This is a genomic window from Grimontia kaedaensis, from assembly GCF_023746615.1.
Classification (GTDB): domain Bacteria; phylum Pseudomonadota; class Gammaproteobacteria; order Enterobacterales; family Vibrionaceae; genus Enterovibrio; species Enterovibrio kaedaensis.
Window position 1 is genome coordinate 357,335 of record NZ_CP082275.1, and the last position, 13,854, is coordinate 371,188.

At 48.4% G+C, this 13,854-nt stretch carries 18 protein-coding genes; 13 read left to right on the plus strand and 5 right to left on the minus strand.

Features of this window, described 5'->3' with window-relative positions:
• Nucleotide 1: 1 nt before the first annotated feature.
• The 5 genes from mlaD to murA are packed head-to-tail and all read left to right on the plus strand — an operon-like array spanning nucleotide 2 to nucleotide 2,983.
• Nucleotides 2–478 carry an outer membrane lipid asymmetry maintenance protein MlaD gene (mlaD, locus tag K6Q96_RS01775; RefSeq protein ID WP_062665967.1) on the plus strand — a complete coding sequence of 159 codons (477 nt, stop codon included), beginning with the start codon at nucleotides 2–4 and terminating at the stop codon, nucleotides 476–478.
• A 4-nt stretch (nucleotides 479–482) separates the two neighbouring features.
• Complete coding sequence (gene mlaC / locus K6Q96_RS01780) at nucleotides 483–1,130, plus strand: phospholipid-binding protein MlaC (protein WP_251877346.1); 648 nt, start codon at nucleotides 483–485, stop codon at nucleotides 1,128–1,130.
• Nucleotides 1,127–1,450, plus strand: coding sequence for an STAS domain-containing protein (locus K6Q96_RS01785; protein ID WP_062665970.1), 324 nt, complete (start codon nucleotides 1,127–1,129; stop codon nucleotides 1,448–1,450). The genes mlaC and K6Q96_RS01785 overlap by 4 nt, the downstream gene beginning before the upstream one ends.
• 2 nt (nucleotides 1,451–1,452) lie before the next feature.
• Entirely contained in the window at nucleotides 1,453–1,710 is a 258-nt protein-coding gene (gene ibaG, locus K6Q96_RS01790; protein ID WP_002537320.1) for a BolA family iron metabolism protein IbaG, read from the plus strand.
• A 16-nt stretch (nucleotides 1,711–1,726) separates the two neighbouring features.
• On the plus strand, nucleotides 1,727–2,983 hold the full coding sequence (murA, locus tag K6Q96_RS01795) for a UDP-N-acetylglucosamine 1-carboxyvinyltransferase (protein WP_251877348.1): 1,257 nt from the start codon (nucleotides 1,727–1,729) through the stop codon (nucleotides 2,981–2,983).
• A 79-nt stretch (nucleotides 2,984–3,062) separates the two neighbouring features.
• Here murA and degS read toward each other — a convergent pair whose 3' ends face one another.
• From degS to zapG, 3 genes are all read right to left on the minus strand, one after another.
• Entirely contained in the window at nucleotides 3,063–4,127 is a 1,065-nt protein-coding gene (degS, locus tag K6Q96_RS01800; RefSeq protein WP_251877350.1) for an outer membrane-stress sensor serine endopeptidase DegS, read from the minus strand.
• A gap of 140 nt (nucleotides 4,128–4,267) precedes the next feature.
• The gene (locus tag K6Q96_RS01805; RefSeq protein WP_251877352.1) at nucleotides 4,268–5,635 is read right to left on the minus strand and encodes a Do family serine endopeptidase; all 1,368 of its coding nucleotides are present in this window, start codon (nucleotides 5,633–5,635) and stop codon (nucleotides 4,268–4,270) included.
• Between the two features lie 87 nt (nucleotides 5,636–5,722).
• The gene (zapG, locus tag K6Q96_RS01810) at nucleotides 5,723–6,136 is read right to left on the minus strand and encodes a Z-ring associated protein ZapG (RefSeq protein ID WP_251877354.1); all 414 of its coding nucleotides are present in this window, start codon (nucleotides 6,134–6,136) and stop codon (nucleotides 5,723–5,725) included.
• A 181-nt stretch (nucleotides 6,137–6,317) separates the two neighbouring features.
• Between zapG and zapE the strand changes: the two genes are divergently transcribed.
• The 8 genes from zapE to sspB all read left to right on the plus strand — a co-directional run bounded on the left by zapE (nucleotide 6,318) and on the right by sspB (nucleotide 12,671).
• Complete coding sequence (gene zapE, locus K6Q96_RS01815) at nucleotides 6,318–7,421, plus strand: cell division protein ZapE (RefSeq protein ID WP_251877356.1); 1,104 nt, start codon at nucleotides 6,318–6,320, stop codon at nucleotides 7,419–7,421.
• A gap of 233 nt (nucleotides 7,422–7,654) precedes the next feature.
• Nucleotides 7,655–8,083, plus strand: a complete 429-nt coding sequence (gene rplM / locus K6Q96_RS01820; protein WP_002537332.1) for a 50S ribosomal protein L13 — start codon at nucleotides 7,655–7,657, stop codon at nucleotides 8,081–8,083.
• Nucleotides 8,084–8,095: 12 nt separating this feature from the next.
• On the plus strand, nucleotides 8,096–8,485 hold the full coding sequence (rpsI, locus tag K6Q96_RS01825; RefSeq protein ID WP_002537334.1) for a 30S ribosomal protein S9: 390 nt from the start codon (nucleotides 8,096–8,098) through the stop codon (nucleotides 8,483–8,485).
• A gap of 392 nt (nucleotides 8,486–8,877) precedes the next feature.
• Nucleotides 8,878–9,468: a ubiquinol-cytochrome c reductase iron-sulfur subunit gene (gene petA, locus K6Q96_RS01830; RefSeq protein WP_251877358.1), complete on the plus strand. Its 591-nt coding sequence runs from the start codon at nucleotides 8,878–8,880 to the stop codon at nucleotides 9,466–9,468.
• Nucleotides 9,468–10,733, plus strand: coding sequence for a cytochrome b (locus tag K6Q96_RS01835; RefSeq protein ID WP_251877360.1), 1,266 nt, complete (start codon nucleotides 9,468–9,470; stop codon nucleotides 10,731–10,733). Before petA ends, K6Q96_RS01835 begins: the two co-directional genes overlap by 1 nt.
• A complete protein-coding gene (locus K6Q96_RS01840; protein ID WP_002537340.1) occupies nucleotides 10,730–11,467 on the plus strand; it encodes a cytochrome c1 in 738 nt (245 codons plus the stop codon). Before K6Q96_RS01835 ends, K6Q96_RS01840 begins: the two co-directional genes overlap by 4 nt.
• Before the next feature lie 86 nt (nucleotides 11,468–11,553).
• Complete coding sequence (sspA, locus tag K6Q96_RS01845) at nucleotides 11,554–12,189, plus strand: stringent starvation protein SspA (protein ID WP_046304901.1); 636 nt, start codon at nucleotides 11,554–11,556, stop codon at nucleotides 12,187–12,189.
• Complete coding sequence (sspB, locus tag K6Q96_RS01850; protein ID WP_046304903.1) at nucleotides 12,189–12,671, plus strand: ClpXP protease specificity-enhancing factor; 483 nt, start codon at nucleotides 12,189–12,191, stop codon at nucleotides 12,669–12,671. Before sspA ends, sspB begins: the two co-directional genes overlap by 1 nt.
• A gap of 41 nt (nucleotides 12,672–12,712) precedes the next feature.
• Here sspB and K6Q96_RS01855 read toward each other — a convergent pair whose 3' ends face one another.
• A complete protein-coding gene (locus tag K6Q96_RS01855; protein ID WP_251877362.1) occupies nucleotides 12,713–13,261 on the minus strand; it encodes a BON domain-containing protein in 549 nt (182 codons plus the stop codon).
• A gap of 2 nt (nucleotides 13,262–13,263) precedes the next feature.
• Nucleotides 13,264–13,854, minus strand: a complete 591-nt coding sequence (locus K6Q96_RS01860) for a phosphoheptose isomerase (RefSeq protein ID WP_002537348.1) — start codon at nucleotides 13,852–13,854, stop codon at nucleotides 13,264–13,266.

The following is a 13,854-nucleotide window of genomic DNA, read 5'->3' on the forward strand; positions in this document are numbered from 1 at the left end:
AATGCAACAAAACCGAAAAACAGAATTTTGGGTAGGCACCTTTGTCATTGCAGGTATTGCTGCAGTGCTACTGCTCATTTTTCAGGTCGCTGATGTGAAGAGCTTTTCGCGCTCCGAGCATTACTCGCTTGAAGCGCATTTCGATAACATTGGTGGTTTGAAAGTTCGATCTCCGGTGAAAGTAGGCGGCGTTGTTGTGGGTCGTGTTAGTAACATCGCTTTGACGGCACCGGACTATGTCCCAACCGTGACGATGGAAATCGAGCGTAAATACGGCTATTTCCCGGAAACCAGTTCGGCGGCGATTTTAACGTCAGGACTTCTGGGTGAACAATATATTGGCATTCGCCCAGGGTTTCTGGATGAAGACATAGATGTCCTACAGGATGGCGATTTGCTGGAAGATACACGCTCAGCGATGGTGTTAGAGGACCTGATTGGTCAGTTCCTTTACAGCGTCGGTGGGTCTGAGGAGTAAAGTAATGAAAAAGTGGCTTTTTACTCTATTTGCTGCGCTGACAGTGGCATTCTCACCAATTTCTTTTGCGGCAGAGATTGACGCGAAAGACCCATACTTTTTGATTAATGGCGTAGCTGAAAATGCATTCAGCCGCTTGAAGGCTGACAAAGATCAGTACATTCAAAACCCAGAGCTTTTGCGCGTTGTCGTTAAAGAAGAATTGATGCCCTACATTAATGTCCGCTACGCGGCGATGAAAGTCCTCGGTCCTCAGGCACGCAAAGCCAGCAAAGAAGAGCGTGACTTGTTCACCGAAGCGTTTTACGACTACCTGGTGGCCTCCTACGCCCAAATCCTGACCCAATATACGGATCAGGAAATCAACGTGGAACCGGCAAAGAAAATTGATGCCAAACGTAAAGTGGTTTCTGTTCGCGTTGATATTTTGGATAGAGCGCGACCGCCAATTCGTTTGGATTTCGCTTTGCGTAAGAACCGCAAAACGGAAGAATGGCAAGGCTTCGATGTACAGGTTGAAGGTGTAAGCATGCTGGACACCAAAACCAGTGAATGGAGTGTAGAACTTCGTCGTAATGGTATCGAAGACGTTGCCAAGCAGTTGATTGAACGCTCGAAAGCGCCAATCACCCGTGACGAGGCGGCGTCGTGAGTGAAGCATTATCACTTCAGCGACTCACAAATGGTCATTACTGCTTGTCAGGAGAGCTTGATCGTGACACAGTTCCAGCATTTTGGAGCCGTCGTGCCAATTGGCTACCGTCAGACAAGCAGGTTGTAGTTGACCTGTCTTCGTTAAAACGTGTCGATTCGGCGGGTATGGCAATGTTGCTCCACTTGCAGCAAGAGCTCAATGACAGACAACAAACTCTGATGTTGAGCAACACTCCTTCGCAGCTTAGCGTCTTGCTGCAGCTGAGTAACGTGGAAAGTCTTTTTACTGATGAAAGTGCATCGGTTGACGGGGAATAGTTGTGGAACCTACTGAAATCAAAGCCATTCTAGAGCAAGCTCTGACGCTGGAAGAAATTCATGTTAAAGGTGACGGAAGTCACTTCGAAGTGATAGCAGTTGGCGACATGTTCGATGGCATGTCACGTGTGAAGAAACAGCAGACTATCTATGGCCCACTGATGGAACACATCAGAACCAATGCAATCCATGCTCTTAGCATCAAAGCGTTGACCCCCACTGAGTGGGCACGCGATAAAAAACTGATGCAACCGCTATAAGTTCACGAGGAACAGCATGCAAAAATTCCGTGTCCACGGTGGTGGCCCACTGCGTGGTGAAGTCACAATTTCTGGTGCCAAGAATGCGGCACTGCCTATTTTGTTTGCCGCGCTGCTGGCTGAAGAGCCTGTAGAAGTCGCGAACGTTCCTAAACTGCGTGATATTGACACCACCATGGAGTTGTTATCGCGTCTGGGTGCCAAAGTATCCCGCAATGGTTCTGTCCATGTTGATGCCAGTGAGATCAACGAATTCTGCGCGCCTTACGATTTAGTCAAAACCATGCGGGCGTCAATTTGGGCGCTTGGCCCACTAGTGGCCCGTTTTGGTAAAGGCGAGGTATCACTGCCTGGTGGGTGTGCTATCGGTGCACGTCCAGTTGACCTCCACATTCATGGTCTGGAGCAACTTGGTGCCACTATCACTTTAGACGAAGGCTATGTTAAAGCCCATGTTGATGGCCGCCTTAAAGGCGCACATATCGTCATGGACAAAGTGAGTGTGGGCGCAACGGTGACCATTATGTCTGCGGCGACGCTGGCAGAAGGCACCACAGTGATTGAAAATGCTGCGCGTGAGCCTGAGATTGTGGACTGCGCGAAATTCCTGAACATGTTGGGTGCGAAAATCACTGGCGCGGGTACTGATGCCATCACGATTGAGGGTGTTGAGCGTTTGGGCGGTGGATATCACGAAGTGGTGGCGGACCGTATTGAAACTGGCACGTTCTTGGTCGGTGCGGCGGTATCTGGCGGCAAAGTGATGTGCTACAACACTTCGCCAAAACTGATGGAAGCGGTACTGGCTAAACTGGAAGAAGCGGGCGCGCTGGTGGAAAGTGGTGAAGACTGGATTTCGCTGGACATGACGGATCGCGAGCTCAAGGCTGTGAACATTCGTACGGCTCCACACCCAGGTTTTCCAACTGACATGCAAGCCCAATTCACGCTACTTAACCTAATGGCGAAAGGCACAGGTATCATCACAGAAACGATTTTTGAAAATCGTTTCATGCATGTGCCTGAACTTCAACGCATGGGTGCTCATGCCGAAATCGAAGGTAACACAGTTGTCTGTGGTGATTGTGATGGCCTGAGTGGTGCGCAGGTGATGGCGACTGACCTTCGTGCATCAGCCAGCCTTGTCATAGCTGGTGCTATTGCGAAAGGCGAAACCATCGTTGACCGCATTTATCATATTGATCGCGGTTACGAGCATATCGAAGATAAACTTAAAAAGCTTGGTGTTAGCATTGAGCGTTTCAGTGACTAATCGCTGATCTTACAGAATAAAAAAGGCCGCTTTTTGAAGTGGCCTTTTTTGTGTCTGTAGAGCTGTTAAGGAACAACGCCTACTGAATTTTCTCTTCGCCGATCGTGACGATGACATCAACAGGTTGACCGTTTCGTATCAACTTGAAAGGCACTTTTGTGCCAGGGCGAATATCAACCACGATATCTAATGCATTGCGGACACTGCTAACAGGCTTTTCGTCTATTGCGATTATCAAGTCATTGACCTTAAGCCCAGATTTTTCCGCAGGACCATTCGGGTCCATACTTCCAACCATCACGCCGCTTAATTGTTCTGCATCAAGAAGCCTCGCCATCACAGGATTCACTTCTCGTCCTTCGACGCCAATATAACCACGGATAACCCGACCATCAGCGATGAGCTTCTGCATGATCTTTAATGTGAGTGAGTAAGGAATGGCAAAAGAGATGCCATAAGTATCTACATCGGTGGCTTGCTGGAATGATGCGGTATTGATACCGACTAACTCACCGCGACTATTGACCAACGCACCGCCAGAGTTGCCTTTATTGATCGCTGCATCGGTTTGCAAGAAGTCCTGTTGGCGGTTAAAACTCATCCCAGCACGTCCTGTTGCGGAAATAATACCGAAGGTCGTGGTTTGCCCAAGGTTATAGGGGTTACCAATGGCAAGAACCACATCACCGACATTGGGTTCATAGCTCTCGTTGAAAGGAATGACTGGTAGGTTTTCCAGCTCAATTTTCAGCACGGCTAGATCAGTACGCTGGTCTTTACCTACCAGTTGTGCAGTACTGATACGTCCATCTTGCAATGCGACAATGATTTGGTCTGCGCGTGCGACGACATGGTAGTTGGTGACGATGTAGCCTCTGTCGCTCATGATCACGCCAGAGCCAAGCCCTTCAGCATTGAGCTGTAAGCGGTTCTCTGCGCTGTACCGGCGGGTGTAGATATTGACAACGGCAGGTGAAGCACGTCGTACAGCGTAATTATATGAAATGAGGCTGTTGTTGGTTTCAAAGGTGGCGAGGGTAGCTTCCGGAAAAAACTGGGCATTTCGCAGTGAAGGAATAGCAATGAGCAGCACAGCAGCGACAAAGACGCCGTACACCACAGAACGCGCTAAAAAAGCCAGCATGCAATTCCCCATAAAACCGCGAAATACCAAGCCCTGAGAATACCACTGAATGGTTAATATGAGTAGCTGACAAGGCCTAATAAAAAAGAGCCTGACACTGTCAGGCTCCTGATTTGAAACACTTTGCGTAAAGCGTTTGCTTAGCGGATCACCAGATACATGGTAGACTCTCCGCGTTGGATGTTAAGTGCCAACACGGACGGTTTGCTCTCAAGTTGCTTGCGCAGGTCGCCGAGGTTTTTCACCTTGTTTCGGTTCAGCCCAACGATCACATCATCCTGCTTTAAGCCGTAGCGGGCGGCGACAGAGTCTTTTTCGACACTCGAAACGCGCACTCCGGACACTTTGCCTTCTTTATAGTTTTCCAGTTCTGCGCCTTTTAGTGCTTCATGTAAGGTTTCAGCATTAGCTTTGGCTAGACTCGCTTCTTTCAGCTTGGCGGTGACTGTCTTTTCTTTGCCGTCACGAATAATGCCAAGCTTCACGTCTTTACCAGCGCCCAGGGTGGCAATTTTTGCACGAAGTTCGCCAAAGCTTCGGATCTCTTTGCCATTCACCGAAACAATAATGTCACCAGCTTCAATACCCGCGTTTTCAGCTGCCGAGTCAGGTACGATCTGACTGACAAAGGCGCCATGGTTGGTTTCATAGCCAAACGCTTCCGCAAGTTCTGATGTTAGTTCTCCACCTTGAACTCCTAACACCCCTCGCTTCACTTCACCAAACTCCAGGATTTGGTCAACAAGGTTTTTCGCCATGTTCACGGGAATCGCAAAGCCAATGCCAACATTACCGCCGTTTGGCCCCAAGATAGCGGTGTTGATACCAACCAACTCACCATTTAAGTTCACCAGCGCACCGCCAGAGTTACCGCTGTTAATTGCCGCATCGGTTTGAATGAAGTTTTCAAAATTCTCAACATTCAGACCGCTTCGACCCAGCGCTGATATGATCCCTGAAGTAACGGTTTGTCCAAGGCCAAATGGGTTACCAATCGCAATGGCAAAGTCACCAACGCGCAGAGCATCGGAATCAGCCAGTTTGATTTCGGTTAGGTCTTCCGACTCCTCCAGTTTCAGCAGGGCAACATCTGACATACCATCGCTACCAATAAGCTCAGCGTCGTATTCACGGCCATCGTGTAACTGCACGCGGATTTTGTCTGCACCGTCAATCACGTGATGGTTAGTGATCACATACCCTTTGCCTGCGTCAATAATGACGCCTGACCCTAGGCCTCTAAATGGACGTTCTCTAACTTGTTCAGATGGAAAGTCCGGGCCGAAGAAGAAACGGAAAGACTCAGGAATGCGTTGTTTTGATGTGTGGCTGCCTTCTACCGCAATGCTGACGACTGCCGGACTGACGGCTTCCAGCATGGGCGCAAGGCTTGGCAGACTCTCACCAGCAACGGCAGCAGGTAGTGCTGCCGTTGTCGGCATGGCTGTCATGGTTGTACTAACGGCGAGTGCAATCGCACTCAAAGTAAGCAAAGACTTCTTTTTCATAAACACACTCCCCTCTATAGGTACGTTTTAAGAGTGGGGGTGGGTCAAAAAAGTTCAATGCCCTATAACGTGAAATTTGTGATCAAGTTAACTCGCTTTGCTGGTTTCTTTCTGATCTTTTAGTAAGCCAGATGCACCATCAGAGTAATCACGTGGAGGTTCTTTAGATGCCGACGAATCTTCAGTGACTTCAGAAAGTTTGCTGATGCGTTTTGCGAATGGATTGTCTTGTTCTGGCAGATTCGGCATTAGCTCAGCTGAAGTATTCGCCATGTGCTGATAGAGCTTGCTGTAATCACGGGAAATGTTATCGAGCAATTCTGCACTCTGGGCGAAGTGGTCGACTAACTCCTGGCGATACTGTTCAAGCTCATAGCGCGACTTTTCCAGCTCTTTTTTTAAATCTTTTTGTTGTGAGTTATCACGCGTTGTCAGACGGGCAATAATGAAGCCAATGACAATACCGATGACCACAAATACTAACGTGTTGATCCAAGCCATAAGTGCTCCTTAGCTTATATCTAAAGGTATGGATGAATTGCAGTTTTTACCATTGAGACGGCAAGGAAAAAATGAACTGCAAAGCCCCTAATGCTTTATCTTCACTATACATCGCAAGCCAGACGCATGGTACTATTGATTTTGAGAACGCCACGGGTACAAGTGAGAGCTAGGTTCAAGGATGACCCCACTAGAGCAATACCATAACGACTTACAAAGACCGGACTTCTTTGAAGATGCTTCCCAGCGCAATGCGGTAGAGAAACTTGAAGATCTTTATCACCGACTGGTGGTGAGGGCGAACTCGCCAGTTGAGAAACCGGGCTTCCTAGAGTCCCTCTTTAAGAAAAAGACGTCTGCTAGAGCGCCGGAAAAAGGCCTCTACTTTTGGGGCGGTGTCGGCCGAGGGAAAACCTACCTTGTTGATACATTCTTTGAAAGCCTGCCTTTTGACAAAAAACTGCGGATGCACTTCCATCGCTTTATGCACCGTGTTCATCATGAGTTGCAGCTTCTCGATGGCGAACAAGACCCTTTGCAAAAAATTGCTGATAAGCTCGCCGACGAAGCCCATATTCTTTGTTTTGATGAGTTTTTCGTTTCTGATATTACGGATGCGATGATATTAGGGACGCTGATGGAAGCTTTGTTTGAGCGTGGGATCTGTCTGGTCGCGACGTCAAATATTGTTCCGGATGAACTTTACCGAAATGGCTTGCAACGTGCTCGATTCCTCCCAGCCATTGCTTTGATTAATCAGCACTGCGAAGTCGTCAACGTGGATGCAGGAACGGACTACCGTCTCCGTACCCTGGAACAAGCCGAGATCTTTCATTTCCCTCTGGATGAAGCTGCAGGTGAGAACTTAAAAGAATACTTCTATAAACTTGCCACTGAGCCATGTCATGAATCACTGGAAATAGAAATCAACAACCGAAAGCTTATTGCGGAGCGGGAAGCGGAAGGCGTGGTTCATTTTGAATTTGCCACATTATGCGACAGCCCACGTAGCCAATCGGACTACATAGAGATAGCGCGTCTCTATCATACGGTTTTACTGGCAAACGTACCGCAATTGGGCCTCTCGAAGGATGATGCGGCGCGTCGATTTATCGCGATGGTCGATGAATTCTACGAAAGACACGTGAAACTTATCATTTCGGCTGAAGTTACATTGAATTCACTGTACACAGATGGGCGCCTGTCATTCGAATTCAAGCGCTGCATTTCGCGTTTGAAGGAGATGCAAAGCCATGATTACTTGGCTTTGGAGCATCTTCCATAATTAGCCTTGCGGTAATGACAGTATTGATAAAAATTCAATGAAGAAAAAGTCGGGACTTTTTTTGAAAAAAAGGTGATTTTTTCTCCACCCTTCCTTATAATCCTGCGACCCACCGTTACTGTTGAAAGGCTTAGGCCGAGGGAACCACCACTCGAAGGGGTGTTGAATGGGCTCTTAACAGTGGGAGCGAGAGCTCCTTAAGTGAAATCTAAATTTATCGGGTAATTATTAGCATGAAAACATTCGTTGCTAAACCAGAAACTGTAAAACGCGACTGGTACATTGTAGACGCTGAAGGTAAAACTCTGGGTCGTATCGCAACTGAAATCGCATCTCGTCTGCGTGGTAAGCACAAGCCGGAGTATACTCCGCACGTTGACACTGGTGACTACATCGTAGTTATCAACGCGGAAAAAGTTAAAGTAACTGGCGCGAAAACTACTGACAAGATGTACTACCACCACTCTGGTTTCATGGGTGGCATCAAGTCAATCAGCTTCGACAAACTGATCGCTAAGAAACCAGAAATGGTTATCGAGCTTGCTGTTAAAGGTATGCTACCACGCGGTCCTCTAGGTCGTGCAATGTACCGTAAACTGAAAGTTTACGCTGGCGCAGAGCACAAGCACGCGGCACAACAACCGCAAGTACTGGACATCTAAGGGGACTTCAAAATGGCAGAACAATACTACGGCACAGGTCGTCGCAAGAGCTCCGCAGCTCGTGTATTCATCAAGCCGGGCAGCGGTAACATCGTAATTAACAAGCGTTCTTTGGAAACCTACTTCGGTCGTCCAACCGCTCGCATGGTTGTTATGCAACCTCTTGAGCTGGTGGAAATGACTGAGAAACTTGATCTGTACATCACCGTTGCTGGTGGTGGTATCTCTGGTCAAGCAGGTGCAATCCGCCACGGTATCACCCGTGCGCTGATGGAATACGATGAGACTCTACGTCCTGCACTGCGCGCAGCTGGCTTCGTTACTCGTGACGCACGTCGCGTTGAACGTAAGAAAGTTGGTCTGCGTAAAGCACGTCGTCGTCCACAATTCTCTAAGCGTTAATTCGCTTCCGGATTATCCGGGAATTCTGGTCCAAAAAGCCTGGCTTATGCCGGGCTTTTTATTATCTTCATTCAGGTAGTTACCTCTCCCATCAATGCACGAAATGTGGGCTTGTCCCCAATTTCCTCATTTTGATATTTCCGTAAATTTTTTCTTTTTTGGCAGTTAGTTAAAAAAACGGTGTATACCTCACATTTGTTACAAAAAGGTAGCTTTATCTTGTCAAAAAGTGGGGTTTTCCTTATCATTTAGGCGACGTATTAATAGGTTTTTGTTGGACAAACCACCCGTTTCTACGCAATAAAAATACTTAATTTGAGTTAGCCGTACGCTCCAGGGACGCATAAGGAAAGTTATAAGAATCCATGCGGGAGCACATGGGAGAATGTTGGATGAGCAATGCGCCAGTGAATTCCGGCCGACGTCGTTTCCTGACTCTATCAACCGCAGTGGTTGGTGGTGTGGGTGCAGCTGCAGTCGCTGTACCTTTCATCAAGTCTTGGAATCCAAGCGCCAAAGCGAAAGCTGCCGGTGCCCCGGTCGAAGTCGATGTGAGTAAGATTGAAGAAGGTCAGCTTGTTAGGGCGATTTGGCAGGGTAAACCCGTGTGGATCGTGCGCCGTAGTAAGCAGACGTTAGAAAAATTAGACCAGATTGGGGACAAATTACGTGATCCCGAATCCCTTGAACCACAACAGCCTGAATACATCGTTAATACATACCGTTCTGTTAAACCAGAAATCTTCGTCGCTGTAGGTCTGTGTACACACCTTGGCTGTTCACCAACTTACCTGCCAGATAGCTTTGGCGAGCAGGTAGAAGGAGTAGCTTCCGGTTTCTTCTGTCCTTGTCATGGTTCCAAGTTTGACATGGCTGGCCGTGTATTTAAAAGCGTACCAGCGCCACTTAATCTGGTTGTTCCACCTTACACGTACCTTAACGATAAGCGTATTTTGGTTGGCGCAGATGAGGGGACAGCGTAATGGAAAACTTGCTTAACTGGTTTGAGAAACGTCTTCCAGCGGTGAATGCTTATAAAAAGCATTTATCCGAATACCCAATGCCGAAAAACTTTAACTTCTGGTACTTGTTTGGCTCACTGGCCATGCTGGTACTGGTAAACCAGCTATTAACCGGTATTTGGCTAACGATGAGCTACAACCCTTCTGCAGAAGGGGCTTTTGCGTCAATTGAATATATCATGCGAGACGTGGAATATGGATGGCTGCTGCGTTACATGCACTCCACCGGCGCTTCCGCGTTTTTCGTGGTCGTTTATATGCACATGTTCCGTGGTCTGATTTATGGTTCGTACCAGAAACCACGCGAGCTACTGTGGATCTTCGGTATGTTGATCTTCCTGGCGTTGATGGCGGAAGCTTTCATGGGCTACCTGCTGCCATGGGGTCAGATGTCTTACTGGGGTGCACAGGTAATCATTTCCTTGTTTGGTGCTATTCCGGTTATCGGTGACGACCTGACATTATGGATTCGTGGTGACTATGTTCTGTCTGGTGCAACACTGAACCGCTTCTTTGCACTCCATGTTGTAGCGCTACCCATCGTGATTCTGTTGCTGGTAGTACTGCACATCTTGGCACTTCATGAAGTGGGCTCAAACAACCCGGATGGTATCGAAACCAAGCTGCCTAAAGGCACTAAAGGCGAAGGTTACGAAACTCAGTTCCCATTCCACGAGTACTACACCAAGAAGTACGACATCATCGACTCTGTGCCTTTCCACCCATACGGTACAGTGAAGGATCTGATTGGTGTGGGTCTGTTCGGTATTCTGTTTGCTTACGTTATCTTCTTCAATCCAGAGATGGGCGGCTACTTCCTTGAGCCACCTAACTTTGAAGCAGCTAACCCGCTGAAGACACCGGAGCACATTGCGCCAGTGTGGTACTTCACCCCGTTCTACGCCATCCTACGTGCAGTTCCTGACAAATTGATGGGCGTTGTGCTGATGGGCCTCTCCATTGCTGTTCTGTTCCTGCTGCCATGGCTGGATCGCTGTAAAGTACGTTCATACCGTTACCGCAGCAAAATCCATCTGGCAAACATTGCGCAATTTACTGTTTCGTTCATTGCGCTGGGTATTCTGGGTGCGCTGCCAGCAACCCCAACTTATACCTTGATGGCACAGATCTTTAGCTTTGGTTACTTCATGTTCTTCGTTGCGCTGTTCTTCTACAGTAAAAACGAAGCGACGAAACCATTACCGGAGAGGGTGAACTACAAATGAAGAAGTGGATTGTAATGCTGTTTGCTCTGCTGCCTTCTCTGGCGATGGCGGCGGGTCCAAGCATTCCATTGGATGCAGCAAACAACGATTTGTCAGATAAAGCATCATTGCAAAACGGTGCCAAGCTTTTCATGAACTACTGTTTTGGCTGTCATGCCACTCAGTACCAGCGCTATGAGCGTATCTCAGAAGACTTGGATATCCCGAAAGAACTGATGCTGGAAAATCTGGTTTTTGACAGCAATGCGAAAATCGGTGATCTGGTGACCAATGCGATGACCGCAGAAGATGGTGCGACCTTCTTTGGTGGCCCGGCACCAGACCTGACGTTGGTTGCTCGTGTTCGTGGTACAGACTGGATTTACACCTACCTGCGATCTTTCTACCAAGATGACTCTCGTCCGTTTGGTGTGAATAACTCAGTGTTCCCAAGCGTGGGTATGCCTCACGTACTGGAAGAGCTTCAAGGTACACCTGTTAAGCAGTACAAAACGGTACTGGTTGATGGTGAACAGGTTCAGGAGTTCATCGGTATCGAATCACTGGGTAACGGTGAGCTGAGCCCTGAAGAGTACGACGACGCAGTTCGTGACTTGGTGAACTTCCTTGAGTACTCAGGTGAGCCTAACAAGCTTGAGCGTCAGCAAATGGGTTACTGGGTAATTGGCTTTATGGTCATTTTCCTCATCCTAGCCATTTTGCTTAAGAAAGAGTATTGGCGTGACGTTCACTGATCGGTTAATCTAGTGAGTTGCTGATCCACAATGGGAGCAGGTGCTCCCATTGTTTTTTCTATAGATGAAACATTCTGGAGGGGTTAATGGCTGTTGCTGCCAATAAACGCTCGGTGATGACGTTGTATTCAGACGCATCAGACATGTATAGCCATCAGGTTCGCATCGTTCTGGCAGAGAAAGGTGTGACATACGAGATTGAGCTTGTTGATCCAAATAACCTGCCAGAGGATTTACTCGATCTGAATCCGTATAACTCGGTTCCGACTCTGGTTGACCGTGAGTTGGCGTTGTATAACGCAAACATCATCATGGAATACCTGGATGAGCGTTTCCCACATCCACCGCTGATGCCAGTTTACCCGGTAGCACGTGGTAACAGCCGTCTGATGATGTACCGCATCGAACGTAACTGGTACACACTGGCTGAGAAAATTGAAAAAGGCAATGCAGAAGACGCTGACAAAGCGCGTCGTCAACTGCGTGAAGAGCTTTTGGCTCTTGCTCCAGTGTTTGCCGAGTATCCGTTCTTCATGAGCGAAGAGTTTAGCTTGGTTGATTGCTACCTGGCTCCGCTGCTGTGGCGTTTGCCGGTAATGGGCATCGAACTGAGCGGTCCCGGTGCTAAAGAAGTGAAAACTTACATGGCGCGCGTATTTGAACGTGATTCATTCCTGGCTTCACTGACCGAAGCTGAGCGTGAGATGCGTCTGGCGCAATAATGAGCGACATCAATCTCAAACCTCGACGCCCGTATCTGTTACGGGCGTTTTACGACTGGTTACTCGACAACGATCTAACGCCACACCTGGTTGTGGATGCAACCATGCCCTACGTGAATGTACCGTTTGAGTACGTACAGGATGGACAGATCGTATTGAACGTTGCACCGCGTGCGGTTGGCAACCTTGAATTGGGTAATGACGAAGTCAGTTTCAATGCACGATTCGGTGGTCGACCGATGCTGGTGACTGTGCCTATGTATGCTGTGATGGCAATTTATGCACGTGAAAATGGTGCTGGCACCATGTTCGATCCAGAGCCAGCGTATGATGAAGAGCTGGAGCGTATTGAATCTGAACCGGAACTCAATGCTGTCGAGGAAGTACAGGAAGACGTTGAAACTGTTGTGGAGACTGAGGAGCCAACTTCAGAGCCAGAGCAGAAACCGAAAGGTCGTCCGACACTGACCGTCGTCAAATAAAAAAAGCAGCCTAGGCTGCTTTTTTCATCTCTGAATCTGACTTACTCGCTATTTGCGCTTGGCTCATAGTATTGAAAGCCTTTGATGACTTGCTTAACACCACTCAAGTTACGGGCGATTTCTGTGGCTTCATCGGCTTGCTCGCGGGTGACATAGCCTAGCAGAAAGACCTCGCTGTCTTCTGTGATCACTTTGATGTTCACGTTACGGAGCTTCTTACTGCCGATGAGCGCAGATTTCACCTTAGTGGTGATCCAGGTATCTTTAGACACATCACCCACAGACAACGGCGCCTTGATGCGTATTTGGTCGTAGATGGTCTCTACGCCTTCGAGTTCTCGAACTTTAGTCACGATAGCGTTTTTGAGGTCTTCGGTTTTCGCCTGACCAATCAGTAGCAGTTTTCCATCATAGGAAACGGCGTTAACACGGGTGTCGCCTTTAAAAGGGGCTTTATTAACGATCCCAGCGACTTCCATTCCTAGCTGTGTGTCTTGCCATTCCGTCTTCGCGGTACGGGTATCCTGCTCGTAAATCGCGGAACAGGCACTCACCCCCAACACTGCTGCAAGTAAAAGCGCCTTTTTCATGGTTATTCTCCGTGCGTCGGGAATAGGTACTGATCGATAAGATCGCAAAGTGTGTGCAAGGTGATCAGGTGAACTTCCTGTACGCGGGATGTGCGCTGGGAAGGGATACGGATTTCCACATCCTGCTCACCCAAGAGGCCTGCCATTTCACCGCCATCTTTGCCGGTAAGCGCCACGATAGTCATGTCGCGTGTTACGGCGGCTTCCATTGCCTTGATGATGTCTTTGCTATTACCGCTGGTAGACAGCGCCAATAGTACGTCTCCGCCTTGTCCGAATGCTCGTACCTGCTTGGAGAAGACTTCATCATGGTGGTAATCATTCGCGACCGCTGTCAGGGTGACGGTATCTGCTGTCAACGCTAATGCAGGCAGGCTAGGGCGCTCTGTTTCAAAGCGGTTAAGCAGACAGGAAGCGAAATGCTGAGCATTTGCTGCGGAGCCACCGTTACCACAACATAGGATTTTGTTGCCGTTAAGCAGACACTGCACCATCACCATCGCGGCTTTGGAGATCTGCTCAGGCAAGGCCTCCGCGGCAGCAATTTGTGTCTGGATACTTTCGGTGAAACTCTCTTTGATGCTATCTAGCAT

Excerpts from the sequence above, each read along its gene's own strand:
- mlaD (WP_062665967.1), top strand. The coding sequence starts at position 2 with ATGCAACAAAACCGAAAAACAGAATTTTGGGTAGGCACCTTTGTCATT.
- rplM (WP_002537332.1), top strand. The coding sequence starts at position 7,655 with ATGAAAACATTCGTTGCTAAACCAGAAACTGTAAAACGCGACTGGTAC.
- K6Q96_RS01855 (WP_251877362.1), bottom strand. The coding sequence starts at position 13,261 with ATGAAAAAGGCGCTTTTACTTGCAGCAGTGTTGGGGGTGAGTGCCTGT.
- zapG (WP_251877354.1), bottom strand. The coding sequence starts at position 6,136 with ATGGCTTGGATCAACACGTTAGTATTTGTGGTCATCGGTATTGTCATT.
- petA (WP_251877358.1), top strand. The coding sequence starts at position 8,878 with ATGAGCAATGCGCCAGTGAATTCCGGCCGACGTCGTTTCCTGACTCTA.
- rpsI (WP_002537334.1), top strand. The coding sequence starts at position 8,096 with ATGGCAGAACAATACTACGGCACAGGTCGTCGCAAGAGCTCCGCAGCT.
- K6Q96_RS01835 (WP_251877360.1), top strand. The coding sequence starts at position 9,468 with ATGGAAAACTTGCTTAACTGGTTTGAGAAACGTCTTCCAGCGGTGAAT.
- K6Q96_RS01840 (WP_002537340.1), top strand. The coding sequence starts at position 10,730 with ATGAAGAAGTGGATTGTAATGCTGTTTGCTCTGCTGCCTTCTCTGGCG.
- sspA (WP_046304901.1), top strand. The coding sequence starts at position 11,554 with ATGGCTGTTGCTGCCAATAAACGCTCGGTGATGACGTTGTATTCAGAC.
- murA (WP_251877348.1), top strand. The coding sequence starts at position 1,727 with ATGCAAAAATTCCGTGTCCACGGTGGTGGCCCACTGCGTGGTGAAGTC.
- sspB (WP_046304903.1), top strand. The coding sequence starts at position 12,189 with ATGAGCGACATCAATCTCAAACCTCGACGCCCGTATCTGTTACGGGCG.
- zapE (WP_251877356.1), top strand. The coding sequence starts at position 6,318 with ATGACCCCACTAGAGCAATACCATAACGACTTACAAAGACCGGACTTC.
- degS (WP_251877350.1), bottom strand. The coding sequence starts at position 4,127 with ATGCTGGCTTTTTTAGCGCGTTCTGTGGTGTACGGCGTCTTTGTCGCT.
- K6Q96_RS01805 (WP_251877352.1), bottom strand. The coding sequence starts at position 5,635 with ATGAAAAAGAAGTCTTTGCTTACTTTGAGTGCGATTGCACTCGCCGTT.
- mlaC (WP_251877346.1), top strand. The coding sequence starts at position 483 with ATGAAAAAGTGGCTTTTTACTCTATTTGCTGCGCTGACAGTGGCATTC.
- K6Q96_RS01860 (WP_002537348.1), bottom strand. The coding sequence starts at position 13,854 with ATGCTAGATAGCATCAAAGAGAGTTTCACCGAAAGTATCCAGACACAA.